Here is a 24090-nt window from a genome sequence, read left to right on the forward strand (position 1 = left end):
GCGACACCCACCCCGATGGCCACCTCCGCCCCCGCCGGGCTGGCGCCCGAGGCCGGTCCCCCGCCCTCGCGCCTCGCCCGCTTCCTCGATTCCGACCTCCTCGCGAGCTTCCGCCGCTCCCGGCTCGCCATGGCGGCCTTCGCGGCGACCGTGCTGTTCTTCGCCCTCGCGCTCCTGGCGCCCTGGATCTCGCCGCAGAACCCCTACGACCCGGCCCAGCTCGAGCTGATGAACGCGAACCTGCCGCCGATCTGGGCGGGCGACGGCCAGGCGCCGTTCTGGATCGGCACCGACGACCAGGGCCGGGACGTGCTCTCGGCGGTGTTCTACGGGATGCGCCTGTCGCTGATCGTCGGCGTCCTCGGCGTCGCGGTGTCGGGGCTCATCGGCATCGGCCTCGGGCTCGTGGCCGGCTACGCGGGGGGCTGGGTCGACACCGCGATCATGCGGGTCGCGGATGTGCAGCTCACCTTCCCGGCGATTCTGATCGCCCTCATCGTCGACGGCGTCGCCAAGGCGGCCCTCGGCGGCCACATGGACGCCAACGCCCAGATCGCCCTCATCGTCCTCGCCATCGGCCTCTCGTTCTGGGTCCAGTACGCCCGCACCGTGCGCGGCTCGGTGATGGTCGAGAAGAACAAGGACTACGTCCAGGCCGGCCGGCTCATCGGCCTCTCGGCCCCGGTGATCCTCACCCGCCACATCCTGCCGAACGTCACCGGCCCGGTCTTCGTCATCGCGACCATCAACCTCGCCCTCGCGATCATCACCGAGGCGACCCTGTCGTTCCTCGGCACCGGCCTGCCCGAGACCATGCCGTCCCTCGGCACGCTCATCCGCACCGGCAACCGCTTCCTGTTCTCGGGGGAGTGGTGGATCGTCGCCTTCCCGGGCCTCGCCCTCGCCGGCCTCGTCCTCGCCATCAACCTCCTGGGCGACTGGCTGCGCGACGCCCTGAACCCGAAGCTGCAATGACCCGAACCCAGACGGGGGACGCCCCGATGACCGAACCCGTCCTCTCGGTCCGCGACCTCCGGGTCGAGTTCGCCACCCGCCGCGGCGTGCTCACCGCCATCGACGGCGTCTCCTTCGCCATCGGCCGCGGCGAGGTGCTGGGCGTCGTCGGCGAGTCGGGGGCCGGCAAGTCCGTCACCGGCTCGGCGGTGATCGGGCTCATCGACCCGCCCGGCCGCATCGCCGGCGGCGAGATCCGCCTCGGGGGCGAGCGCATCGACGACCTGCCGCCCGAGGCGATGCGGCGCGTGCGGGGCCGCCGCATCGGCATGATCTTCCAGGACCCGCTGACGAGCCTCAATCCCCTCTACCGGGTCGGCCGGCAGATCGAGGAGACCATCCGCACCCACACCGACCTCTCCGCCAGGGCGGCCCGCCAGCGGGCGGTCGACCTCCTGGCCGAGGTCGGCATCCCGGCGCCCGAGCGGCGCATCGACGGCTTCCCGCACGAGTTCTCGGGGGGCATGCGCCAGCGCGTCGTGATCGCCCTCGCCCTCGCGGCCGAGCCGGAGCTGATCATCGCCGACGAGCCGACCACGGCCCTCGACGTCTCGGTCCAGGCCCAGATCATCACGCTCCTGAAGCGGCTCGGCCGCGACCACGGCACTGCCGTGATGCTGATCACCCACGACATGGGGGTGATCGCCGAGGCCGCCGACCGGGTGGCGGTGATGTATGCCGGCCGCGTCGCCGAGATCGGCCCGGTCGCCGCCGTGGTCGGCGACCCGCTCCACCCCTACGCCCAGGGCCTGATGGGCGCGATCCCGACCCTGGCGCACGATGCCGACCGCCTGGCGCAGATCCCCGGCGCCATGCCCCGGCTCTCGGCGATCCCGCCGGGCTGCGCCTTCAACCCGCGCTGCCCGCGCGCGTTCGCGCGCTGCACGGTCGACCGCCCGGAGCCCCTCGCGGTCGGCTCCCACCGCGTCGCCTGCCACCTCTACGACGAGCCCGGAAAGGCCGCCGCATGACCGCGCCCGATCAGGCCGACTACGTCGAGGTGCGGAACCTGCGGCGCCTGTTCGACGTCTCGCGCCCCTGGCTCAACCGCGTGATCGAGCGCCAGCCGCGCCAGTTCCTGCGGGCGGTCGACGACGTCTCGTTCACGATGCCGCGGGGCGAGACCCTGGCGATCGTGGGCGAGTCGGGCTCGGGCAAGTCGACGGTGGCCCGGATGGTGGTGGGGCTGCTGGCGCCCTCCGCCGGCGAGGTCACGATCGCGGGCGTCTCGATGACCGATCCGCGCCGGGCGGCGGAGCGCCGGGCCCTGCGCCGGCGCATCCAGATGATCTTCCAGGACCCCTACGCCTCGATGAACCCGCGCTGGCGGGTCGACCGGATCGTCGCCGAGCCGATCCGGGCCTTCGGGCTGATCGAGGGCGAGCGCGCGGTCCAGGCCCGGATCGGCGAGCTCCTGACCCTGGTGGGCCTGCATCCGGACGACGGCCGGCGCTACCCCCACGCCTTCTCGGGCGGCCAGCGCCAGCGCATCGCCATCGCGCGGGCGCTCGCCTCCGAGGCGGACTTCCTGGTCGCCGACGAGCCGACCTCCGCCCTCGACGTCTCGGTGCAGGCGCAGATCCTCAACCTGATGCGCGACCTCCAGGACCGCCTCGGCCTGACCTACCTGTTCATCAGCCACAACCTCGCGGTGGTGCGCCACATGGCGAGCCGGATCGGCGTGATGTATCTCGGCCGCCTCGTCGAGGTCGGGCCCGGGCGGGCGCTGTTCACGGCGCCGAAGCACCCCTACACCCGCATGCTGCTCGACGCGGTGCCGGACCTCGCCCATGTCGGCCGCCAGCGCGTGCCCGTGCAGGGGGAGATCCCGAACCCGATCAACCCGCCCTCCGGCTGCACCTTCCACCCCCGCTGCCCGTTCGCGAACGTGCGCTGCCGGGCCGAGGTGCCGGCCTTCCGCGACGGCGTCGCGTGCCACGCCGTGCAGGAGGGCCGGCTGGCGCCCGGGACCGCCGACGCGGTGGCGTGAGCCGGGACGCTCCCCGGGGGGCGCCTGGGCGGCCTCAGGCCCGGCGCAGGCGCAGGGCGTTCCCGACCACGAACACGCTCGACAGCGCCATGGCGCCCGCCGCCAGCACGGGCGAGAGCGCCGGCCCGCCGAGGGCGGCGGGCAGGCCGGCGGCGACCGGGATGAGCGCAGCGTTGTAGGCGAAGGCCCAGAACAGGTTCTGGCGGATGTTGCGCATCACCGCGCGGGAGAGCGCCAGGGCTGTCGCGACGCCGCCCGGGTCGCCCGCCATCAGCACCACGTCGGCGCTCTCGACGGCGACGTCGGTGCCGGTGCCGAGGGCGAGGCCGACATCCGCCTCGGCGAGCGCCGGGGCGTCGTTGATGCCGTCGCCCACGAAGGCGACCGGCCCGTGCGCCGCCCGCAGCTCCCGCACCGCCGCGAGCTTGCCCTCCGGCAGCACCTCGGCCAGGACCCGGGCGATGCCGAGGGCCCGGGCCACGCCCTCGGCGGTGCGGCGGTCGTCGCCCGTGACGAGGGCGACGGCGAGCCCGCGCGCCCGCAGGCCGCGCACGGCCTCGGCCGCGCCGGGCTTCACCGGGTCGGACACCGCCAGCATCGCCGCGAGCGCGCCGTCGCGGGCGACGTAGAGGGGCGAGCGGCCGGCCTCGGCGAGGCGCGCGGCCTGCGCCGCGAAGGGGGCGACGTCGAGGCCGAGGCGGGCCATGTGGCGGGCCGCCCCGACCGCCACCGCCCGGCCGCCGGCCCGCCCGGCGATGCCGAACCCCGCCGCCGCCTCGAACGCCGCCACGGGGGGCAGGACGAGCCCACGCGCCGCGGCGGCCGCCACGATGGCGCGGCCGAGGGGATGCTCGGAATGCGCCTCCAGGGCGGCCGCGTCGGCCAGGACCGCGTCCGCATCCTGGCCGGGCGCCGGGACGAGGTCGGTCAGGGCCGGGCGCCCCAGCGTGAGGGTGCCGGTCTTGTCGAAGGCCACCACCCGCACGCCGTCGAGGGCCTGGAGCGCGGCGCCGTCGCGAAACAGCACCCCGCGCTCGGCGGCCCGCCCGGTGCCGACCATGATCGAGGTCGGGGTGGCGAGCCCCATGGCGCACGGGCAGGCGATGATCAGGACCGCGATGGCGCTGGCGAGGGCGGGGCCGAGCGCCGGGCTCGGGCCGAGGGCGAGCCAGGCCAGGAACGTGGCGGCGGCGAGGGCGATCACGGCGGGGACGAACCAGCCCGTGACGCGGTCGACCGCCGCCTGGATCGGGAGCTTCCCGCCCTGGGCGGCCTCGACCAGGCGGACGATCCGGGCCAGCACCGTGTCGGAGCCGACCCGCTCGACCGCCACCGTGAGGCTGCCGGTCCCGTTGACGGTGCCGCCCGTCACGGCGTCGCCCGCGCGCCGCGCCACCGGCACCGGCTCGCCCGTGAGCATGCTCTCGTCGATCCGGGACGCGCCCTCGACGACGCGGCCGTCGGCCGGCAGGCGCTCGCCCGGCCGGACCCGGATCCGGTCGCCGGGCCTCAGGTCGCCGGTCGGCACCGGGGTCTCGGCGCCGTCCCGCAGCAGGAGGGCGGTCGCCGGCGAGAGCCCGACGAGGCGCGCGATGGCGGCGCCCGTGCGCCCCTTGGCCCGGGCCTCGAGGAAGCGCCCGAGCAGGATCAGCGTCACGATGACGACCGAGGCCTCGAAGTAGACGTGGGCCGACCCGGCCGGCAGCCAGTCCGGCGCCAGGGTGGCGACCAGGGAGTAGCCGTAGGCGGCGCCCGTGCCGAGGGCGACGAGGGCGTTCATGTCGGGGTGCCCGCGCAGCAGGCCCGGCACGCCGCGCGCGAAGAAGCGCCGGCCCGGCCCCGCCAGCACCAGGGTGGCCAGCACGGCCTGGAGGCCGGCGCTCCAGGCCGCCGGCCAGGCATCGTGCCCGCCGAGCCCGTGGCCGGCCATGTCGAGGACGACCACCGGCAGGGCGAGCGCGGCCGAGAGGACGAGGTCGCGGCGCAGGGCCGCGGCCTCGGCGCCGCCGCCGGGGGGGCCCGCCGCCGGCGCCGGCGCGGGCCCCGGCACGTAGCCGGCCTCGCGCACCGCCCGCTCGAGGTCCGCCGCGGCGACGAGGCCGGCCGGGTGGCGCACGCTGACGCGGCCGGTCGCGAGGTTGGCGCTGGCGTCCCGCACGCCCGGCACCGCCCGCAGCACCCGCTCGACGCGCCCGACGCAGGAGGCGCAGGTCATGCCCCCGACCGAGAGCGCGGTCGTCGCCTCGGGCACCGTGAAGCCGGCGTCCAGGACCGCCTCGGCGACGGCGCCCGGGTCGTTGTCCGGCGCGAGGTCGAGGGTGGCCTGCCCGGTGGCGAGGTTGACGGCGACGCCGCTGACGCCCGGCACCCCGGCGAGCACCCGCTCCACCCGCCCGGTGCACGAGGCGCAGGTCATGCCCTCGACGGGCAGGGTCAGGCGGCGGGCAGGAGCGGTCATCGTCGGGGTCTCGCGCGGCGACGCCCCGCGGGCGGGGCGCAACCCCGATGTGGGGGCGCCGGGCCGTCCGCGGTATGGCCCGGCCCGGCGGACCGCCCTGCGGCCCGAACATGGTTTCGCCGCGCTCCTCGCCCAGACGGACCGGCGCGACGGAGGCGGGCATGATCGGACGGGCGGCGGTGGCGTGTGCGGTCCTGTGCGGGGCGGCCGGCCCGGCGCTGGCGCATCCCCACGTCTGGGTGCGGGCGCGGACGGAGGTGGTGCTCGACGCGCGCCGCAGCCTCGTGGCGCTGCGCCAGAGCTGGACCTTCGATCCCGAGTACTCGGCCTTCGCGGTGCTGAACCTCGACTCCCGGCGCGACGGCGTGCCGGATCCCGACAAGCTCGAGGACCTCGCCCGCACCCGCCTCGAGGCCATGGCGGAGACGGCGTTCTTCACGAGCGCCAAGGTCAACGGGCGCGAGGTCGCCCTCGCGGCCGGCCCGTCGCCGCGGGCGACCTACCGCGACGGCCGCCTCACGCTGGACTTCACCCTGGTCCCGCAGGCGCCCCCGGCCCCGCTCCGGGCGATGCTGCTCCGGATCGACGATCCCGACTTCTACGTCGCCTTCGGGTTCGCGCCGGGCCCGGACGCCGCCCGCCTCGCCGGGGCGCCGGACTGCGTCGTCAGGCTGACGCGCCCGGCCCGGGAGGCCCGGGAGGGCGAGCAGGTCATCCCGGACGGCGAGGCGACCGGGACGCCCGGCGCCGCGGCGGCCGCCGGGGCGGACTATTCCGGCCGGGTGCTGGTGGCCTGCCCGTGAGCCCGGCCGGCCGGGGCCATCGGCCCCGGCAACAGGCCCCCGGGCCCGGGAACGGGGCCACTGGCCCCGGCGACGGGGCCTTCAGCCCCCCGGCGGCGGGGCGGGCGGTCCGGCCTGCCCCGCATGGGCCGGGATCAGCGCCCGGAAGGTGGCGCCGCGGCCCGGCTCGCTCTCGACGAGGAGCCGGCCGCGGTGGCGGTTGAGGATGTGCTTGACGATGGCGAGGCCGAGCCCGGTGCCGCCCTGCTGGCGGCTCGACGCGGCGTCGACCCGGTAGAAGCGCTCGGTCAGGCGCGGGAGGTGCTCGGGCGCGATGCCCGGGCCCTCGTCCCGCACGGCGATCTCGACCTGCGGCGGCCCGCCCTCCTGGCCGGGCAGGCGGGCGACCCGGACCTCCACCCGGCCGCCCTCGCCGCCGTACTTGACGGCGTTCTCCACGAGGTTCTCGATCACCCGCAGGATCTCGTCCCGGTCGCCCAGCACCTGCGGGCCGGGCTCGGCCTCGAGCGCGAGGGCGACGCCGCGCTCCCGGGCGAGCGCCCCGAGGGACTCGACGATCTGGCGGGCGAGCGGCACCACCTCGACCGCCTGCGTCGGCGGGACGTGGGCGCGCAATTCGATGCGCGAGAGCGACAGGAGGTCGTCGATCAGCCGCGTCATCCGCAGGGCCTGCACCCGCATGATGGCGAGGAAGCGCTCCCGGGCCGCCGGATCGTTGCGGGCCGGGCCCTGGAGGGTCTCGACGAAGCCGAGGAGCGAGGCGAGCGGCGTGCGCAGCTCGTGGCTGGCATTGGCCACGAAGTCGACCCGCATGGCCTCCAGGCGCTTGGCCGAGGTCAGGTCGCGCAGGAACAGGACCACGTTGGGCTGGCCCGCCCGCCCGGTCTCCTCGCCCTGCATGGCGCCGATCTGGACCTCGAAGGTCCGCTCCGTCGGCACCCGCGGGGCGTACAGGGTCTTGAGCGGCTCGCCCGTGCGCAGGACCCGCTCGATGCCGTCGAGAACGTCCGGATCGCGCAGCGCGAAGGAGAGCGGGTGACGGTTGCGCAGGGAGGGCAGCAGGGCGCGGGCGGCCGCGTTCGACTCGATCACGAGGGCGCGCCGGTCGATCAGGATGACGGGATCGGGGATGTTGGCCAGGAGCGCCTCCGCGAGGCTGTGGCGCGCCCGGGCCTCCGGCTCCGCCCGCACCGCCGGGGCCCCGCGCCGGGGCGCGCCCAGCAGGCCGCCGGCGAGCACCGCCGCGAGGGCGAGCGCGCCGGTCCAGGCGTCCGGGCCCCGCGCCAGGGACAGGCCGGCGAGGAGGATCGCCCCCGTGGCGAGGGCCCCGCGCCACGCCGCCCGGCGGGCCGGGACGGGGGCGCCGGATGCGGTCCCGGGCGGGCGGGGAGGCATGGCGGCGCGGGGTCAGGAGGCCGGGTCGGGCTCGCCGGGATCGTCGTCGGGCGCCTCGCGCGGGGTGAGGCGGACCCGCTTGGCGATCTCGTAGGCCCCGAGCGCCGCGAGGGCGACCACGAACGGCACCAGGTAGTAGCAGACCCGGAACAGGAGCAGCGCGCCCAGCACCGATTCCCGCGGCAGGCCCGAGAGCGCCAGCAGGATGGTGGCCTCGAACACCCCGAGGCCGCCGGGGGCGTGGCTGGCGATCCCCAGCATGGCGGCGAGCACGTAGATCGCCACGAAGGCCTCGAAGCTGATCCCGTGCCCCTGCGGCAGCAGCACGTAGAGCACGCCGGCCGCGGCGCAGACGTCGCCCGCGCCGATCAACATCTGGCTCAGCGACAGGGTCAGGCCCGGCAGCTCGAGCCGCCAGCCCCGCACCCGCACGCTGCGGCGCTTGATCGTGACCCAGACGAGGTAGGCCAGCACCACCGCCAGGGTAGCGAACCCGAGCGCCTGGTTGAGGAGCACGCCCGTGTAGGTGAGGCCCGCGAGCGGCTCGGCCTCGCGGATCAGGCTGAAGCCCAGCACCGCCCCCATGCCGAGCCAGAACGTGAAGCCGGCCACGATGGTGAGCGCCGCGATGCGCCCGGGGCTGAGGCCCTGGCCGGAATAGACCCAGTAGCGCACGGTGCCGGCCGTGAGCAGCGGGAAGCCGAGGTTGAAGCTCACCGCGTAGCTCGTGAAGGAGGCGAGCGCCGTCGTGCGGTAGGGCACCTTCAGCTTGAGCTGGCGCAGGGCGAGCGCGTCGTAGCAGGTGAGGAAGAGGTAGCTCACTGCGACCAGCACCACGGCGAGCCCGACCTGCTCGGGCGTCGCCGCCAGGAAGGCGGTGCGCAGCTCCGCCCAGGTCACCGTGGAGACGAGCTTCCACAGCACGGCGAGCGAGATCGTGAACAGGATCACGCTCGCGGCGGTGCCGATCCAGGCGTAGCGCCGCCGGCGCCGGGCGCGGCGCTCCTCCTTCAGGCCGGGCGGGTTGCCCGGGTCCTGGCCCGCCGGGTCGTCGTCGCGGGGGGGCACGGTGGCCGCCGCGTCGGCGAGGTGCTCGTCCTGTTTGGCGAAATTCATCGCGTCGGCGCCCGACTCCGCTGGTCTCCACCGGAGACCGCGGCCCACCGGCCGCTCTCACGCGGAAAAACCCCCGGCGGCACTCCGACCGAGCCCCGCTCGCGACCGGCATTTAGGCGCTTGCCGCCCGATTGACCAGCCGGACCGAGCGGGGGGGGTGCGATCAGCCCCGCCCCCGCAGGATCCCGGCCGCCGCGGCGAGGCCCTGCGCGATCCGCTCGGCCACGGCCGGGCTGGTGCAGACGTAGGTCGGGCTCGGGTGCGGGATCGCGACGACGGGCAGGCCCGGCCGGGCCTGCGCCAGGGTCGGGGCGAGGCCCTGCGCCACCCGGCCCGACAGCACCACGGCCGCGAGGTCCGGCATCAGGTCGAGGAGCGGCGCGAGGTAGGGGCGCGCGGCCCGGATCTCGGCCGGGCGCGGGGCCCGGTTGCGGGCGCCGGGCGCGTGGATGACCCAGGGCACGGCGTTCCAGATCAGGGTGTCGGCGCGGTCGATCCCGGCGGACGCCAGGAAGCGGAAGAGGTTGGCGGCGGTGCCGGTCGGGTTGTCGCGCGACACGAAGGCGGTGCGGTCGGTGGCCGGGCCGGGGGTCTCGAGGAGCAGCAGGAGCCGGGCCGCGACGCCGCCGTCGAGGGGATCGGCCTCCGGCACCGCGGCGCCCTGCTCGGCCCGCATCCGCTCGGCGAGCCCGCGCAGGGGCGCGAGGTGCGGCGCGCCGAGGAGCGCGCGGCGGCGCTCCAGCAGGGCGGGGTCGGCGAGGCTCCGGGGATGCGCGGGAGTCATGCGAGGCGCAAGGATTCCGCCAGTTCCGGCCCGGCGCCCTCGAGGCGGAAGCGCTCCCGGCCCTCCTCCGCCGCCAGGCGCGCGGCGAGGCCGGCGGCGCCGCCGAACTGGAACCCGATCTGGCTCGCGTAGGCCGCGCAGGCGGCCTCCTTGGCCGCCGCTTCCCCGGGCGAGAGCCGCACCGTCACCTCCGGCAGCGCCGCGAACGCGGCCCCGAACGGCTCCTGCGGGTCGGGGTGGCGCACCGTGTAGGGGTAGTCGCGCCACCACAGGACCGGGCAGGCGGGCGGCACCGCCCGCAGGGCCCTCACCACCTGGACGTGGTCGACGTGCCCCCCCACCGCCTGCGGCGCCAGCACGAGGCGCGGGGCCGCGTCGGCGAGGAGGCGGCGCAGCAGCGCCGCCAGGTCGTCCGCGATCCCGTCGTCGGGGCGCGTCGCGCCGAAGAGCTCCGGGGCCGAGGCGTAGCCCCGGTGCGGGGCCTCAGGCAGGGCGACGTGGACCGGCGCGACCCCGAGATGCGCGGCGGCCGCCCGGTCCTCGTCGCGGCGCAGGGCCATGTAGTCGACCTCGGGCCCGAGGCCCTTGTCGCGCTGGCAGGCGAGGGCGAAGCCGGTCGGGTCCGGCACCGTGGCGGTGAGCAGGGTCGCCATCACCACGCGCCAGCCGCTCGCGGCGAGCTGCGCCAGGGTGCCGCCGCAGGAGAAGGCCGCGTCGTCGAGGTGGGGCGAGAGGGCGAGGGCGGTGGGCACGACGCTCAGCCCTCCCCCGCCCGCCGCCCCGGCCCGGCGGGCGGCGAAGAGGCGGCCGCGGCCCCGGGGCGGGTCCGGGCGGGGCCGTGCCGGCCGGCGGCCGGCCCGGGGCGGGCGGGGCGTCGCCTCACAGCAGGTGCGGCTCCCTGCGGAAGCGGCAGGCCGGATCGAGCGGCAGCCGCGGGTCGAAGGCCGGGTCCGGCGCCCGGTCCCGCACGGCCGCGTAGACGTCCATGATCTGCCGGCCGACGGCGCTCCAGGAATAGACCCGCCGGCACTCCTCCAGCGCCGCCGCGGCGAGGCGGGCCCGCAGCGGACGGTCGCCGACGACGCGGTGCAGGGCCTCGGCCAGGGCCGGCACGTCGCCGGGCTGGACCAGGAGGCCGTTCTCGCCGTCGCGCAAGCAGTCCGAGACGCCGACCGAGTGGGTCGACACCACCGCGAGCCCCGCCGCCATCGCCTCCAGGATGGTGTTGGAGAACCCCTCGGCGTAGGTCGGTGACACGAAGACGTCGCCGCCGGCGTAGAGGGGCGGCACGGCGTCGTAGTCGGCGTAGCCGGTGAAGCGGACCCGGTCCTCGCCCAGGCCGAGCGCGGCGGCGCGCGCCCGCGCCGGCTCCACGTCGGGGCCGATGCCCGAGATGGTGGCGACGTACGGCGTCCCCCGCCCCCGCAGCAGGTCGAGGGCGTCGAGGAGGTCGAGCACGCCTTTCCGGCGGTCGACGCGGCCGTGGTAGAACAGGCGGACCGGGTCGGCGGCGTCGCCGGGCCGCCAGCCCGGGGGCGGGCGGAAGCGGCCTGTGTCGACGGCGCCCGGCACGATGGTGAAGCGGGCGGGGTCGGCTCCGAGCCGGTCGCAGACCTCCGCCACGAAGGAGCGCCCGCCGATCAGGAGGGCGTTGGCGTGGGCGAGCACCCGGACCATGGCGAGGCGGTGCGTCTCGCAGCACGAGCCGACCCAGTGGCCGTCGCCGCCCTGGATCGAGACCACGTTCGGCACGCCGAGGGCGCGGGAGGCGATGAGCGCGGCAAAGCCCGTCGGGTAGCCGTACTGGGCGTGCAGGACGTCGAAGGGACGGCGCGCGTGCTCGGCTGCGATCGTCGCGACCAGGGCGTCGACGTCGCGCTCGAAGTCGCCGCCCTCCTGCTCGCCCGTCTGCTCGAGGCCGATCACCCGCACCCCCGGCACCGGCGGCGGCGGCCCGCCGCCGTAGACCCGGGTGCCGAAGGCGTCGCCCCGGTACTGGCTCACCATGGTGACGTCGTGACCCGCCCCGACGAGCTCGCGCAGGAGGTTCTGGGCGTAGACGCTCATGCCCGAGATGGCCGGGAAGTAGCGCCGGCTGACGAAGCAGACCCTCATCGCCGGCACCCCTTCAGGTAGGCGAGCGCCTCCGGGATCATCCGGTCGGCGCGGTGGCTCTCGCGGGAGAGCTCGACGCAGATGAGCCCGGGAAAGCCGATCGCCTCGAGGGCGCCGAGGACGGCGGGCACGTCCATGTCGCCCTCGCCGAAGGGCAGGTGGATGTGGGCGCCGCGCCGCATGTCCTCGATCGCCACGGTGCCGAGGCGGTCGGCGAACTCGCGCACGGCCGCGGCCGGGTCGCGCTCCTGCGTCACCAGGCAGTGGCCGGTGTCGAGGGCGAGGCGCAGGCCCTCGACCGAGAGGGCCGCGTAATCGTCGAGGGTCTCGACCAGCATGCCGGGCTCGGGCTCGAGGGCCGCCACCACCCGGCGCTCCGCCGCGTAGGCCGCCACCTCCGCGAGGCCGTCGCGGAGCCAGGCCCGGGCCTCGCTCGGCGCGACGCCGGGCCGCGGGACGCCGGCCCAGAACGAGACCGCCTCGGAGCCGAGGATCGCCGCGATGTCGACGGCGCGCTGCAGGAAGGCGACGCGGCGGGCGCGGCCGGCGGGGTCGGGCGTCACGAGCGTCGGCTCGTGCTTCGCCCGCGGGTCGAGGAGGAAGCGGGCGCCGGTCTCGATCACGGAGCCGAGGCCGAGGCCGCGCAGCCGGCCGCGCACGCGCTCGGCCTCCCGCGCCCAGTCCGGCGCGAAGGGGTCGAGGTGGTGGATGTCGAGGGTCAGCGCGACGCCGTCGTAGCCGGCCTCCGCGACGAGCGCGAGGGCGTCGTCCAGGCGGTGGTTGGCGGCGCCGTTGGTGTTGTAGGCGAAGCGCAGGCTCATGCGGCCCTCCCCCGGCGTTCCAGGCGGAACGGCGCGTGGTGCGATTCCGGCTCCCGGTAGAGCGGGTAGAGCGGCCCGACGATCGCGTCCGCCAGGGCGACGTCGAACAGGGGCTGGCCGCCGAGGCGCTCCCGGGCCTCCGGGGTGAGGCGGACGGGGCGCAGGGTCTCGCTCTCCTGCCCGAAGCGGATCAGGGGATGGTCGCGGGCGATGAGCTTGGCCGCGTTGCGCTCGCCGATGCGGTAGTAGCTCATGGTCTCGACCTCGAGCCCGGGCACGATCGCCTTGACGATGCCGACCCCGCCGCCCGGGGGCGAGGCGTCGACGTAGAGCACGTCGAACCCCGCCGCCTCCAGGCGCTCGCGGGCGAGGCGGCCCCGGGCCTGCCCGTCCGCGGCGGGCGTCGTCGGCAGCGCGGTGAACGGCTTCGTGCTCCGCTCCGAGTAGACGGTGCCGGCGAGGAACTCCCGCAGGGTCTCGGCCGGCGCGTCGATCCAGTGCAGCATGGCCGAGAGCGCCCGGGACTCCTCCTTGTCGAGGCTGGGCAGGGCCTTCTCGATGAAGGCGTCGACGTAGCCCGGCGGGGTGATGCTGCGGGCGAGCGCGAGGGGCCCGTGCCCGAAGGCCTTGCGCACCCGGGCGGCCTGGAACTCGAGGAGCGCCTTGCGCAGGGCCCGCTCGCGGTCGGGGTCGCAGGCCTCGCCGCAGGCCGACAGCGCGATCGGGGCCGGGGCCCGGGAGGGGTCGCGGTCGTAGCCGACGCAGTAGACGTTGGCGAAGCCGAACTCGTCGGAGGCGAATTTCGGCAGCGCCCGGATGCCGAGGGCGTCGAGGCGCTCCAGCATGCCCCGCGTCTCGGGGCCGAGCCCCTCCGAGACGTCGAGCACGACGCCCTGGTCGAGGGCGCGGAACAGGAGGCCGTTGCCGTCGCGCTGGAGCAGTTCGAGCAGGCCGTGCCCGAGGGCGAACGCCACGTCCGGCCCGGCGCCGAGGCCGTTGGTGATGAGGTTCGTGAACGGGACGTAGCCCTCCGACAGCTCGAAATAGTCGGTCGCCGCCACGTCGAGGGGCATCAGCACCGTCTCGCCGGTGCGGGCGCGGACCGCCGGGGTCCATTCGAGCATTGTGTCGCGGCCGACCGGGCTCCCGGCCGGCAGCCCGAGGGTGAGGGGGTCGGCGACGGAGCCCGCCCCGAACACCCGCACGAGGTCGCGGTAGCTGCCGCGCTCCTTCCGGCGCGGGATCAGCGCCAGGCTCGGCATCAGGTTCTCGGCGATCTCCGCGACGCCGCCGATGATGGCCTCGTCGTCGGTGGCGCCGTAGCCGATGCCGCTCGGCATCGCCCCGACGAAGGCGGGATCGTCGAGGAAGAGGGAGACGAACCAGCACGGCACGCCGGTGCGGTCGAGGGGCGCGAGCGGGAAGCCGACGATCCGGCCCGGCGGCAGCACGTCGAGGTAGGCGCGCACGGCGTCCGGCAGGCGCTCGGGCAGGCCCTCGACGACGCGGGACCGGCCGAGGCCGTGGGCGCGCGGGCGCGGGGCGGGGGTGCGCTGGTCCAAGGGGGCGTGTCTCCTCGCGGCGCGTCAGGCGGCCGGTGCGATGGCGGGCTTCGGGTCGCCGCCGGCCGCCGCGTAGGCGCGGGCCAGCAGCCGCATGGTGCCGAGGTCGCGGGTTGCGGACCACGCGGCGCGCTCCCCGGGCGCGCGCAGGGCCCGCCCGAAGGCCCGCACCTGCTCCAGGAACGGCGAGGCGGCGGCGTCGAAGGTCACCGGGGTCGCGGTCCCGGTGGCGCCGTCCGTGAGCGTGACGGTGCCGCCGGCGTCCTGGCCCATGGTGTTCTCGGCGGTGAGGAGGCCCCGCGTCCCGACGATCTCGAGCCGGCGGCGCGGCAGCGCGTCGGGGCAGTTGTAGGCGACGTGCAGGCTCGCCAGCACGCCCGAGGCGGTGCGCCCGATCAGGAGCGCCCCGTCGTCGACGGCGTAGTCCTGGGCGCGGGCCTGGATCAGGGCGGCGATCTCGGCGAGCGGCTCGTCGAGGAGGTAGTCCACGAGGTCGAGGCCGTGGGGCGCGAGGTCCATGAGGGCGCCGCCGCCGGCCTGGGCCGGGTCGATGCGCCAGTTCGGCTGGCCCGGGCAGGAGGTCCAGGCCCGGTCGAGCCAGCACGCGTAGACGATGCGCACGGCCGTCACGGTGCCGAGGCGGCCGGCCCGGACCGTCTCGCGCAGGAGGCGGTGGGCCGGGTGGTGGCGCTGGTCGAAGGCGGTGCCGTACAGGATGCCGGCCCGCTGCACGGCGGCCGCCATGGCCTCGGCGTCGGCGAGCGAGGCGCTCATGGGCTTCTCGCACAGGACCGCCTTGCCGGCGGCCGCCAGGGCCTCCACGGCGCCGCGGTGCAGGTGGTTGGGGGTCGCGACGTACACGGCCTCGACGGCGGGCTCGGCGATCAGGCCGGCGAGGCCGGCATGCGTCCGCGCCCCCGCCGCCGCGGCGGCCCGCCGGGGCTCGTCGCCGGGATCGCAGACCGCCACGAGGCGGTGCCCGGCGCTCGCGATCGCCGGCGCCATGAAGTCGCGGGCGACCCAGCCATAGCCGACGATGCCCCAGCCGACGGGCGCCCCGCTCCCGGCCATCACCAGCGCTCCGGCAGGTCGACGAACTCGCGCCGGCGCGCGCGCTCCAGGGTCTCGGGCGAGGCCTCCACGACCTCGGGCCCCTCCGTGCGCGGCGGGTAGGTCGCCCGGGGGCCGTACTCGGCCTCGTAGCGCGCGGACGGCCAGGCGACGGCGTAGCCGCCCCCCGGGTCGGGCCGGTAGAGCGGGTTCAGGCGCAGCCGCGTGCCCTCCGGCGGCAGGGTCAGCCCGTCCACGAGGGGCCGGGGCGCCGGGCGCATGCCGGGCCCGCACACCACCGAGAACGCCTCGGCGTGGCCGAGCGCCGCCGGCTCGGCCGGCACCGGCGCGCGGGCGTCGACGAGCGCCCGGGTGAGCTCGGCGTCGTCGTACACGAGGCCGTCCGGGAACAGCTCCTCGATCTCGTCGGCGGAGACGGCGTGGCCGGCCGAGAAGCCGGCCTGCGCGCTGTTGTGGATGTGGCTGAGGGCGAGCCAGCCGTCCTCGCCGGCGTTCCGGCGCAGGCAGTCGAGGATGCGGCCCTTCTCGCGCATGAAGTAGAAGGCGTCGTGGCACATGACGAGGTCGACGGGGGCCTGCGCGACCGGCCAGTGCGGCGAGCCGGCGTCGAAGCAGACGAGCTGCGGGCGCTGGCCCGCCACCCAGTGCCGGGCGACCCAGAGCTTGGCGAAGACCACGTCGCCGCCGGAGACCCGGACGCCCCGGGCCTGGAGCTCGCGCAGGTAGTGGCCGATGCCGCAGGCCAGCTCGAACGCGCAGACCGGCGCGTTCCAGTGCGCCTCGAGGAGGGCGAGGCCCGCGAGGTAGGTCGGGTCGCTCCAGCGATGGACGAAGTAGTCGCCGACGCGGCCCCAGCCGAGGCGCTCGCAGGCGTCCCGCAGGGAGACGTACTTGAGGTCGCGCACGAGGTCGCGCAGGGCCGCCGGATCCGGCCGCGCTCCGGTCCACCACTCGTCCTGGTCGGCGAGGAGGAGCTCGAGGGCGTGGCCCGGCGCGCCCCTGTCGAGGTGGCCCAGCACCTCGCGCACGAGGTCGTCGCGGCCGACCCGCAGGAACGGGATCCCGTCGACGACCGGCCAGCGCGGCCCGCGCCTGCCCTCCCGCAGGGAGTGCGAGGTGTCGTGGTGCAGCGCCTCGCCGGTGACCGGCGAGAGGAGCCCGAACGGGATCACGGATGCGCTCCCTCAAGGTGCCGCGCCGGCCGCGCCCGGCGCCTCACGGCAGGTGCATGTCCGCCAGCACGCGGTCGTGGAACGCCTTCACCGGACCGTCGTGGACGAGCGCCATCTCGCCGAGCACCGTGTCCATGGTCAGCGAGGCGGCGCGCAGGTGCTGGGCGATCTGGAGCACGCGGTCGATCACGTCGGCGGCGTGGAAGGCGCGCCCCTCCGCGGTCGCGTCGTCGGCCAGGACCCGGCGCGCCGAGGCGACGCGCGGGCGCAGGGCCGGCGCGATCTCGCCGAGGGCGCGCTCGCCCAGGGTGGCGATCACCGCGTCGAGGTGGGCGCCCAGCAGGATCTCCCCGGTGAACCCGGCATCCGGCATCAGGGCGTTGTGCAGGTGGTGGGCGAGCGCCGCCACGAACACGGTGGCCGGGTCGGCCCCGTAGAACGGGCTCAGCACCACGCCGTAGACCGCCACCATCAGGCAGTGCTCGGCGTGGTTCTCGGGCGGCTCGAGCAGGACGCGCGGCCGGCCCGGGCAGGTGACGCCGGCCCGGGGCTGGTCGCAGAGGAGGCGGACGAAGCCCGGCAGCCCACCGGCCGGCCACTCCTCGGGCGCGGCGAGGCGGGCGCGCAGGCGCGCTGCGAGGCGCGGCTCGACCGCGCCCGCCACCTCGTCGAAGCCCCGCACCAGGATCTCGGCCGCCTGCGGCCCGGGGATGCCGGCGGCGGCCAGGAACGCGGCGTCGAGGTCGCCGAGGCGGGCCGCCGCCAGGGCCTTGGCGGCGACGTCGAGGGCGAGGGCCTCCGGGTCGGCGCCCCCCTCGAGGGCCGCCCAGGCCTGCACGAAGAGGCGCTCGGCGATGGACCCGCCGCGCCCGGCCGAGCGGACGCGCTTGAGGTCGTTCAGCTCGACCAGGAGCCCGCGCAGGCCTGGCGGCGCCGCGGGACCCTCCGGCGTCACCCCGGTCGCCATGCTCAGTGGACGCCCAGCCAGTCGAGCAGCATGCGCTCCTGCGCGCCGAAGGCGTGCTCGGGGCCGTGGCCGTTCTTGACCATCGGGGCCTTGAAGAAGAGCGAGAGCTGCTCCTGCACGCCGCCGTCGCCGCGCTTCTTGGCGAGGTCGAGGACGCGGGCGATCTCGATCACCAGCGGCGCGGCCAGGATCGAGTCCTTGCACAGGAAGTTGATCTTGATCTGCATCTTCTGGCCGAGGAAGCCGGTAACGTCGATGTTGTCCCAGGCCTCCTTGTCGTCGCCGCGCGGGCGGTAGTAGTGGATGTGCACGAGGTGATCCTCGACCGGGTAGCCGAGGATCGAGTCGAGAACCGTGCCCTTGGTGTTGAGCTTGGACTGGAGCGAGTCCTTGTCGTTGAGGGCGAGCCCGTCGCGGTTGCCGAGGATGTTGGTGGAGAACCAGCCGTCGACGTGGAGCGCGCGGGACTTGAGCGCGGGGGCCAGAACCGTCTTCATCATGGTCTGGCCGGTCTTGCCGTCCTTGCCGGCCACCGGGACGTTGAGCTGGCGGGCGAGGTCCGTGAGGGCCGGCACGTCGGCGGCGACGCTCGGGGTGAAGTTCGCGTACGGGATCCCGTTCGTGATCGCCGCGTAGGCGTAGAGCATCGCCGGGCTGATCGCCTCGTCGCTGGCGTCGAGGCCGCGCTCGAAGGCGGCGGTCGAGTTCAGGGTCGGATCGTCGAGGTCGGGCCAGCGCTCGGTCGAGGCGAGGTTCACCACGACCACGTCGTCGACGCCGGCCAGTTCGCGGAAGCGCTTGAGGTCGTCCGCGATGACGTCGACGGCCTCGCGGTGGTCCTTGGCGACGATGCGGTTCTGCCCGTCGATGTTCTTGCAGAACTTGGCGCTGCCGACCGCCGGCCAGGGCCGCATGCGGTTCAGCACCTGGGCGCCGTTCTCGATGTCCTGCTTCGTGAGCACGCCGTGCCCGCTCGCCGCCGCCCCGAGGTCGTCGCCGTTGAGGTCCCAGCCGCCGAAGACCAGGTCCTTGTAGCCGACCATGCCGGCCACCGCCTGGCCCGCAAGGGGCAGCCCATCGAGACGGTTCGACCCTGACTTGATCATCTCGATGCCGGCAATGGCGGTGGTGGCGACGGCCCCCCCCATCCCGACGAAAGCGACGCCGACGCGTCGACCGGGCTGCATGCTCATCGGTGAGGGGCTTCCTTCCACTACAAACGGCGGTGTCTCGGGTTCGGCGGTGACGCGCCGTACTCCCCGATCCGCGTGGCGACAGGAAATGCGTGGTGGGATGCTTGGTTCCGCCGGCGGCGGCATTTCTTTGATGCCCGGGCCGGGGTGCGGATCCGGGCGCCGCGAACCAAAACTATGTTGAAACAATGGCTTGCGGCGCCTCGAAAACGCCCCGGCCGCTGCCGCCAAGCCGTCCCATTGTGGTCACACCCGGCCGCCAGAGGTGCGCTCGAGCAAAGCAAGGCACGGCCCCGGACGCGGCCGCGCGGTCAGACAACGAAGGTAGGACATGGGGGTTTTCCCGGAGCCGGCGCCCTGCGCCGACGACGCAGGCCGACGCGTGCCCGGAGGCGGAGCCGAGGGCCCGGTCCGGTGGCTGCGCCGCCGCCCCCACGCCCGCCCGCGCCGGCTCCTCGGCGCCTCCCTGGCCGCGTCCCTGCCGCGCAAGGCCCTGGCGGCGCTCGCCGTCGGCGCCGCGTTCGGGGCCTGCCTGCCCCCGGACGCCGTGGCGCCGGCCGCCTCGGCGCACGACCGCATCGACCTGGCGGCGCCCCTCGCCCCGGCCCTGGCCGCGGATCCGGGGGCCGGGTGGCACGGGCTCCCGGTGCCCGAGGAGACCCCCAGCACGACGGACCTGATCGTGAGCGACCTCGACCGCCTGCGCCTGGAGAGCCGGGGGGAGGCGGACCGGGAGCAGGCGAGTCTCGAGGGCCCGAGCCTGGACGACGGGAGCCTCGATGACGGGAGCCTCGACGACGGGAGGCTCGACGACGGGAGCCTCCGGGACGCGGCCCTCGCGGGCTGGACGCTCGAGGCCCCCGGGAGCGCGAGCCCCGCGGGCCCGCGCGGCGAGGAGGCCGCCGAGGAGGGCCGGAGCGGTGAGGCGCCGCGCGACGGGGCCGCGGAGGTGGTCGCGTTCGGCGACAAGAGGCTGCCGCGGCCGCTCGTCGAGACCATCGTGCGGGCGGCCCGGGAGACGGAGGTGGACCCCGCCTACCTGATGGCCCTCGCCGACAAGGAATCGAGCTTCTCGCCCACCGCCCGGGCCGCGACCTCCTCGGCCGAGGGCCTGTTCCAGTTCCTGACCGGCACGTGGCTGGAGCTCGTGCGCAACTTCGGCACGAAGCACGGCCTCTCGGCCGAGGCCGACCTGATCGAGCGCCGGGGGAGCACGCTCACCGTGTCCGACGAGACCAGCCGCCGCCGCGTCCTGGCCCTGCGCCGGGATCCCTACGTGGCGAGCCTGATGGCCGGGGAGCTGATGAAGCGCGACCGGGCGCGGGTCGAGCAGCGGCTCGGCCGCGACCTGAAGCGCACGGAATGCTACTTCGCCCACCTGCTCGGCGCCGCGAGCGCCGGCAAGTTCATGGCGCTCACCGCCGAGAAGCCCGACCAGCCGGCCCAGCGCGCCTTCCGGGCCGCCGCCCGGGCAAACCGGAGCCTGTTCTTCGCGCGGGACGGCAAGAAGACCCGCAGCCTCACGGTCGCCGAGGTGTACGAGCGCCTCGACGACATGATCGACCGCCGCCTCGACCTGTTCCAGCCGGTCGCCGCGCTCGCCGCGCGCCTCGACCCGCGCCGGCCCGGCGAGGCGCCGACCGCCGCCCTCTCGCTGCTCCCCTGACGGACCGCGACGGCGCGGCGCGCGAGCACCCGCAGGGACGCCGGCGCGGAAGGGGCGCCGGCCTCAATGCCCGCCGGCGGGCGCGCCGCCCCCGCGCTTCACGTTCTTGAGGATCATCGCCAGGGGCACGGCGCAGGCCGACACCACGGCGAGGGCCCAGAACACGTCGATGTAGGCCCAGAACGCGGCCTGGGTCTGGACCTGCTGGCCGATCCAGGCGAGGGCCTGGCTCTGGGCATCGGGCCCGGAGGCGCCGCGGGTCGCGAAGAACGCCGTCGCGGTCCGGACGCTCTCGTTGTATGCGGGCGCCGAGGGCACGACGTGCTCGACGAGGCGGCTCTGGTGGAACTGCTGCCGGTAGGCCAGGATGTTCTGGCCGAGCGACACGCCCATCGACCCGCCGACGTTGCGGGCGACGTTGATCAGGGCCGAGGCCTGGTCGGTCTGGTCCTTGCCGATCCCCTCGTAGGACGCGGCGGTGATCGACAGGAAGATCATCGGCAGCCCGATGCCGATGTAGATCCGCGACCAGACGAAGAACCCGAAGTTCAGGTCGCCGTACAGGTTGGTGAGGTCGTACATCGCGAACGCGATGATGGTGGCACCCGCGGCGATCAGGTACTTGGGCTGGACGTAGCCCGAGACGCGGCCGATCACGAACATCATCAGGGCGGTGACGAGGCCGCCGGGCGAGAGCGCGAGGCCGGCCCAGGTGGCGGTGTAGCCGAAATAGTCCTGGAGCAGCTGCGGCAGGAACTGCGTGGTGGCGATCAGGATGGCGCCGGTCGCCATCATCACCAGGAAGCAGGCGCCGAACTGGCGCCGGCCGAGGAGCCGCAGGTCGACGACGGGGTTGCGGTGGTTGAGCTCCCACGGGATCATCGCCACGAACGACGCGACGGCGAGGCCGGCGAAGACCACGATCAGGTTCGAGCCGAACCAGTCCTTGCGCTGGCCCTCGTCGAGGACGACCTCGAGCGAGCCCAGGAAGGTCGCGACCAGCACGAAGCCCACGATGTCGAACCGCACGCCCTGGCGGCGCAGGCGGCGGCGCTCGGCCACGGCGGATTTCGGGTCCTGCACCAGGAGCCAGATCAGCACCAGGGCGAGCACGCCCACCGGGGCGTTGATGAGGAAGCACCAGTGCCAGGAATACTGGTCGGAGAGCCAGCCGCCGAGCGTCGGGCCGATCACGGGCGCCACGACGATGGCGACGCCGTAGAGCGCGAAGGCCTGGCCGCGCTTCTCGGGCGGGAACGAATCCGCCAGGATCGACTGGGCGAGGGGCGCCATCCCGCCGCCGCCGAGCCCCTGGAGCACCCGGAAGACCAGGAGCGACTCGAGGCTCCAGGCGAAGCCGCACAGGACCGACGAGACCGTGAAGAGCGCGATCGCCGCCATGAAGAACGCCTTGCGGCCGTAGCGCTTGGCGAGGAAGCTCGACGCCGTGAGGACGATGGCGTTGGCCACGAGGTAGCTCGTGACCACCCAGGCGGCCTCGTCGGGGCCGACCCCGAGGCCGCCCGAGATGTAGCGCAGCGCCACGTTGGCGATGGTCGTGTCGAGCACCTCCATGAAGGTGGCGATGGCCACCACCACGGCGACGAGCCAGGGGTTGTGGTCTCCCGCGGCGCTGTCGGCAGCCGCGCGCCCGCTCATCGCACCCGCACCGTCGGGACGATGGACATGCCCGGCCCGATCGCGACGTCCTCGGGCCAGCGCTCGACCGTGATCTTGACCGGGATGCGCTGCACCACCTTGACGTAGTTGCCGGTGGCGTTCTCGGCCGGCAGCAGGCTGAAGGCGGTGCCGGAGCCCGGCTGCACCGAGGCGACCCGGCCCCTGATCCGGCGGTTCGGGTAGGCGTCGATCGCGATGTCGGCGCCCTGGCCCGGGCGCATGTCGGTGATCTGCGTCTCCTTGTAGTTCGCCGTCACCCAGATGTCGTCGGGCACGAACATGCCGAGCGCCTGGCCGGCCTGGGCGTACTGGCCGACCGCGCCGGTGAGGCGGACCACGCGGCCGGGCTGGGCCGCCACGAGGGTCGTGTAGTCGAGGTTGAGCCGCGCCTGCGCCTCCTGGGCCCGCGCCTGGGCGAGGCTCGCCTCGGCGCTGGCCTTCTGGGCCTCCAGCGAGCCGATCTGCTTCTGGGCCACCGTGACGGCGGCGTCGGCACGCTCCAGGTTCGCCTGCTGCTGCTGGAAGGTGGAGGTCGATTGCTGCGACTGCTGCACGCTGCCGGCGCCGCGCTGCGCGAGGTCCTGGTAGCGGGCCGCGTCCTGGCGGGCGAATTGCAGGGCCGCCCTGGCCTGGTCGACCTGGGCCCGGGCTTCCCGGATGCTGCCCTCCTGGGCCGCGATCTGGGCCTCGATGCTCCGGATCGAGGCCTGGGCCGCGGCGACCTGCGCCTGGGCCTGCTGCAGGGCGACCTCGTAGTCGCGCCGGTCGATCTGGAACAGGACCCCGCCCGGGTCGACGTGCTGGTTGTCCGTCACCGGCACGGCGACGACGTAGCCGGAGACCTTCGGGGCGAGGGAGAACTGGCGGGCGTCCACGAACGCGTCGTCGGTGGACTCGTAGGGGTGCACGCTGACGAGCCAGTACCAGTAGCCCCCCGCCCCGGCGAGCGCGAGCACGAGGGCGCCGAGCACGAACCAGAGCGGGTGGCGCCGGACCAGGCTCGGCTTCCCGCCCGCCTCGTCCTCGTTCGCGTCCTCGCGGGGCGCGTCGCCGTCCTCGCCGGGAGGGCCGTCCTCGCGGGGCGCGTCGCTGTCCTCGCGGGGCGCGCCGTCCTCGCGCCGCAGGGCCCGCGTGCCGGCCTCCTCGCGCCGGCCCGGCGCGCGTCCGTCGTCTCCGGGCGCCGCCGGATACGCGTGTGCCGCCCGGGCTCCGCGCACGTCCGCACGCGGCTGATCGTCCAGCATGTCTGATGTCCGGAGCGGGCCGCACGCCGGCGGCCCGCGAGGCGCCCACCCCGGTCAGAAAGACGCGCCCGCCGCTCGCCCGGTTCCTGAGGGGAAGCCCGAAAACCGGCGCGGCGGGCGGGCCCGGTGCCGTGGCGGGGCGCCGGCGCGCGCTTTTGCCGCCGCCGGCGCGGCGGGGGCCCGGCCGGTACGGCCGCGCTCGACCGGAACGGCCGCGCTCGATCGGCGTTCACCCGCTTAAGCGGGACCACGCCGCGACGGGCTGCATCGTCCCCGGAGTTTCCACCCGATGAGTACCGGAACGCCGATTCCGCCCAACCCCCCGGGTCCGGGCGCCCCCTCCCCCTACGGCCAGGCCGGCGACGCGCTCGGCCTCGACCGGCTCGGCGCCATGAGCGCCGTGCTCGCCCGCAACTGGTGGCTGATCGCGCTGCGCGGCGTGTTCGCGATCCTGTTCGGGATCGTGGCGCTGATCGCGCCGATCGCGACGCTGCTCACCCTGGTGATCTTCTTCTCCGCCTACATGCTGGTCGACGGCATCGCCGAGATCGTGGCGGCGGTGCGGGCGGCCGAGCGGCACGAGCGCTGGGGCTACCTGCTGGCGGCGGGCCTCCTCAACATCGTGGTCGGCGTCCTGGCCTTCCTGCTGCCGGGCAGCGCGCTCCTCGCCTTCGTCTACCTGACGGCCGCCTGGGCGCTGGTGACCGGCGGCCTGATGATCGCGGCGGCCTTCCGGCTGCACAACGACCACGGCCGCTGGTGGCTCGGCCTCGGGGGCGCGCTCTCGATCCTGTTCGGCCTCGCCCTCCTGGTGAGCCCGATCGCCTCCCTGATCGTCCTGACCTACTGGATGGGCGGCTACGCCATCGCGTTCGGGGTCTTCATGCTGGTCCTGGCCTTCCGCCTGCGCAGCCGCCACGACGGCTCGGCGCGCAACCCGACCGGGGGCACGGTGCGGCCGGCCTGACGCGAGGCGGGGGCCCGCGCCGGGCGCGCCCGGCGCGGCATGGGCGCGTCCGGCGCGGGACGGGCGCGTCCG

General features: G+C 75.5%; 20 protein-coding genes. 6 read left to right on the plus strand and 14 right to left on the minus strand.

Annotated elements, in window-relative coordinates; genetic code table 11:
* The first annotated feature begins 15 nt into the window (after positions 1-15).
* Genes DT057_RS09890 through DT057_RS09900 form a run of 3 tightly spaced genes read left to right on the plus strand, consistent with a single transcriptional unit; the run spans position 16 to position 3004 of the window.
* Positions 16-975, plus strand: coding sequence for an ABC transporter permease (locus tag DT057_RS09890; protein WP_128561926.1), 960 nt, complete (start codon positions 16-18; stop codon positions 973-975).
* A gap of 26 nt (positions 976-1001) precedes the next feature.
* A complete protein-coding gene (locus DT057_RS09895) occupies positions 1002-1985 on the plus strand; it encodes an ABC transporter ATP-binding protein (protein WP_128561927.1) in 984 nt (327 codons plus the stop codon).
* Complete coding sequence (locus DT057_RS09900; RefSeq protein WP_128561928.1) at positions 1982-3004, plus strand: ABC transporter ATP-binding protein; 1023 nt, start codon at positions 1982-1984, stop codon at positions 3002-3004. Before DT057_RS09895 ends, DT057_RS09900 begins: the two co-directional genes overlap by 4 nt.
* A gap of 34 nt (positions 3005-3038) precedes the next feature.
* On the opposite strand, the gene DT057_RS09905 is transcribed toward DT057_RS09900, so the two are convergent.
* Positions 3039-5462, minus strand: coding sequence for a heavy metal translocating P-type ATPase (locus DT057_RS09905; protein WP_128561929.1), 2424 nt, complete (start codon positions 5460-5462; stop codon positions 3039-3041).
* A gap of 161 nt (positions 5463-5623) precedes the next feature.
* Here DT057_RS09905 and DT057_RS09910 point away from each other — a divergent pair, with 161 nt between their 5' ends.
* Positions 5624-6265, plus strand: a complete 642-nt coding sequence (locus tag DT057_RS09910; protein ID WP_238312688.1) for a DUF1007 family protein — start codon at positions 5624-5626, stop codon at positions 6263-6265.
* A gap of 81 nt (positions 6266-6346) precedes the next feature.
* Here DT057_RS09910 and DT057_RS09915 read toward each other — a convergent pair whose 3' ends face one another.
* The 11 genes from DT057_RS09915 to DT057_RS09965 form a co-directional block, all read right to left on the minus strand.
* Complete coding sequence (locus DT057_RS09915) at positions 6347-7660, minus strand: ATP-binding protein (RefSeq protein WP_128561931.1); 1314 nt, start codon at positions 7658-7660, stop codon at positions 6347-6349.
* Between the two features lie 12 nt (positions 7661-7672).
* Positions 7673-8776 (minus strand): lysylphosphatidylglycerol synthase domain-containing protein, encoded by a 1104-nt coding sequence (locus DT057_RS09920; protein ID WP_128561932.1) that lies wholly within the window; start codon positions 8774-8776, stop codon positions 7673-7675.
* A 163-nt stretch (positions 8777-8939) separates the two neighbouring features.
* Positions 8940-9560 (minus strand): uracil-DNA glycosylase, encoded by a 621-nt coding sequence (locus tag DT057_RS09925; protein WP_128561933.1) that lies wholly within the window; start codon positions 9558-9560, stop codon positions 8940-8942.
* Entirely contained in the window at positions 9557-10312 is a 756-nt protein-coding gene (locus DT057_RS09930) for a PIG-L deacetylase family protein (protein ID WP_128561934.1), read from the minus strand. The genes DT057_RS09925 and DT057_RS09930 overlap by 4 nt, the downstream gene beginning before the upstream one ends.
* 127 nt (positions 10313-10439) lie before the next feature.
* Positions 10440-11675 carry a glycosyltransferase family 4 protein gene (locus DT057_RS09935; protein WP_128561935.1) on the minus strand — a complete coding sequence of 412 codons (1236 nt, stop codon included), beginning with the start codon at positions 11673-11675 and terminating at the stop codon, positions 10440-10442.
* Positions 11672-12496 carry a sugar phosphate isomerase/epimerase family protein gene (locus DT057_RS09940; RefSeq protein ID WP_128561936.1) on the minus strand — a complete coding sequence of 275 codons (825 nt, stop codon included), beginning with the start codon at positions 12494-12496 and terminating at the stop codon, positions 11672-11674. Before DT057_RS09940 ends, DT057_RS09935 begins: the two co-directional genes overlap by 4 nt.
* Entirely contained in the window at positions 12493-14058 is a 1566-nt protein-coding gene (locus DT057_RS09945) for a YcaO-like family protein (RefSeq protein WP_128561937.1), read from the minus strand. The genes DT057_RS09940 and DT057_RS09945 overlap by 4 nt, the downstream gene beginning before the upstream one ends.
* A 24-nt stretch (positions 14059-14082) precedes the next feature.
* Entirely contained in the window at positions 14083-15129 is a 1047-nt protein-coding gene (locus tag DT057_RS09950; RefSeq protein ID WP_128561938.1) for a Gfo/Idh/MocA family protein, read from the minus strand.
* Positions 15129-16301, minus strand: a complete 1173-nt coding sequence (locus DT057_RS09955) for a class I SAM-dependent methyltransferase (RefSeq protein WP_128561939.1) — start codon at positions 16299-16301, stop codon at positions 15129-15131. Before DT057_RS09955 ends, DT057_RS09950 begins: the two co-directional genes overlap by 1 nt.
* Positions 16302-16344: 43 nt before the next feature.
* On the minus strand, positions 16345-17268 hold the full coding sequence (locus DT057_RS09960) for an HD domain-containing protein (protein WP_128561940.1): 924 nt from the start codon (positions 17266-17268) through the stop codon (positions 16345-16347).
* Between the two features lie 2 nt (positions 17269-17270).
* Entirely contained in the window at positions 17271-18461 is a 1191-nt protein-coding gene (locus DT057_RS09965) for an inositol-3-phosphate synthase (RefSeq protein WP_128561941.1), read from the minus strand.
* A 382-nt stretch (positions 18462-18843) separates the two neighbouring features.
* Between DT057_RS09965 and DT057_RS36100 the strand changes: the two genes are divergently transcribed.
* Positions 18844-20127: a transglycosylase SLT domain-containing protein gene (locus tag DT057_RS36100; protein ID WP_238312690.1), complete on the plus strand. Its 1284-nt coding sequence runs from the start codon at positions 18844-18846 to the stop codon at positions 20125-20127.
* 63 nt (positions 20128-20190) lie between these two features.
* On the opposite strand, the gene DT057_RS09980 is transcribed toward DT057_RS36100, so the two are convergent.
* Together DT057_RS09980 and DT057_RS09985 are read right to left on the minus strand one after the other, a co-directional pair.
* Entirely contained in the window at positions 20191-21786 is a 1596-nt protein-coding gene (locus DT057_RS09980; protein WP_128561942.1) for a DHA2 family efflux MFS transporter permease subunit, read from the minus strand.
* A complete protein-coding gene (locus DT057_RS09985; RefSeq protein WP_238312693.1) occupies positions 21783-23051 on the minus strand; it encodes an HlyD family secretion protein in 1269 nt (422 codons plus the stop codon). The genes DT057_RS09980 and DT057_RS09985 overlap by 4 nt, the downstream gene beginning before the upstream one ends.
* A gap of 289 nt (positions 23052-23340) precedes the next feature.
* On the opposite strand from DT057_RS09985, the gene DT057_RS09990 reads away from it, so the two are divergent.
* Positions 23341-24018, plus strand: coding sequence for an HdeD family acid-resistance protein (locus DT057_RS09990; protein WP_128561943.1), 678 nt, complete (start codon positions 23341-23343; stop codon positions 24016-24018).
* Positions 24019-24090: the final 72 nt, after the last annotated feature.

The sequence above is a fragment of the Methylobacterium crusticola genome (genome assembly GCF_003574465.1).
Classification (GTDB): Bacteria; Pseudomonadota; Alphaproteobacteria; order Rhizobiales; family Beijerinckiaceae; genus Methylobacterium; species Methylobacterium crusticola.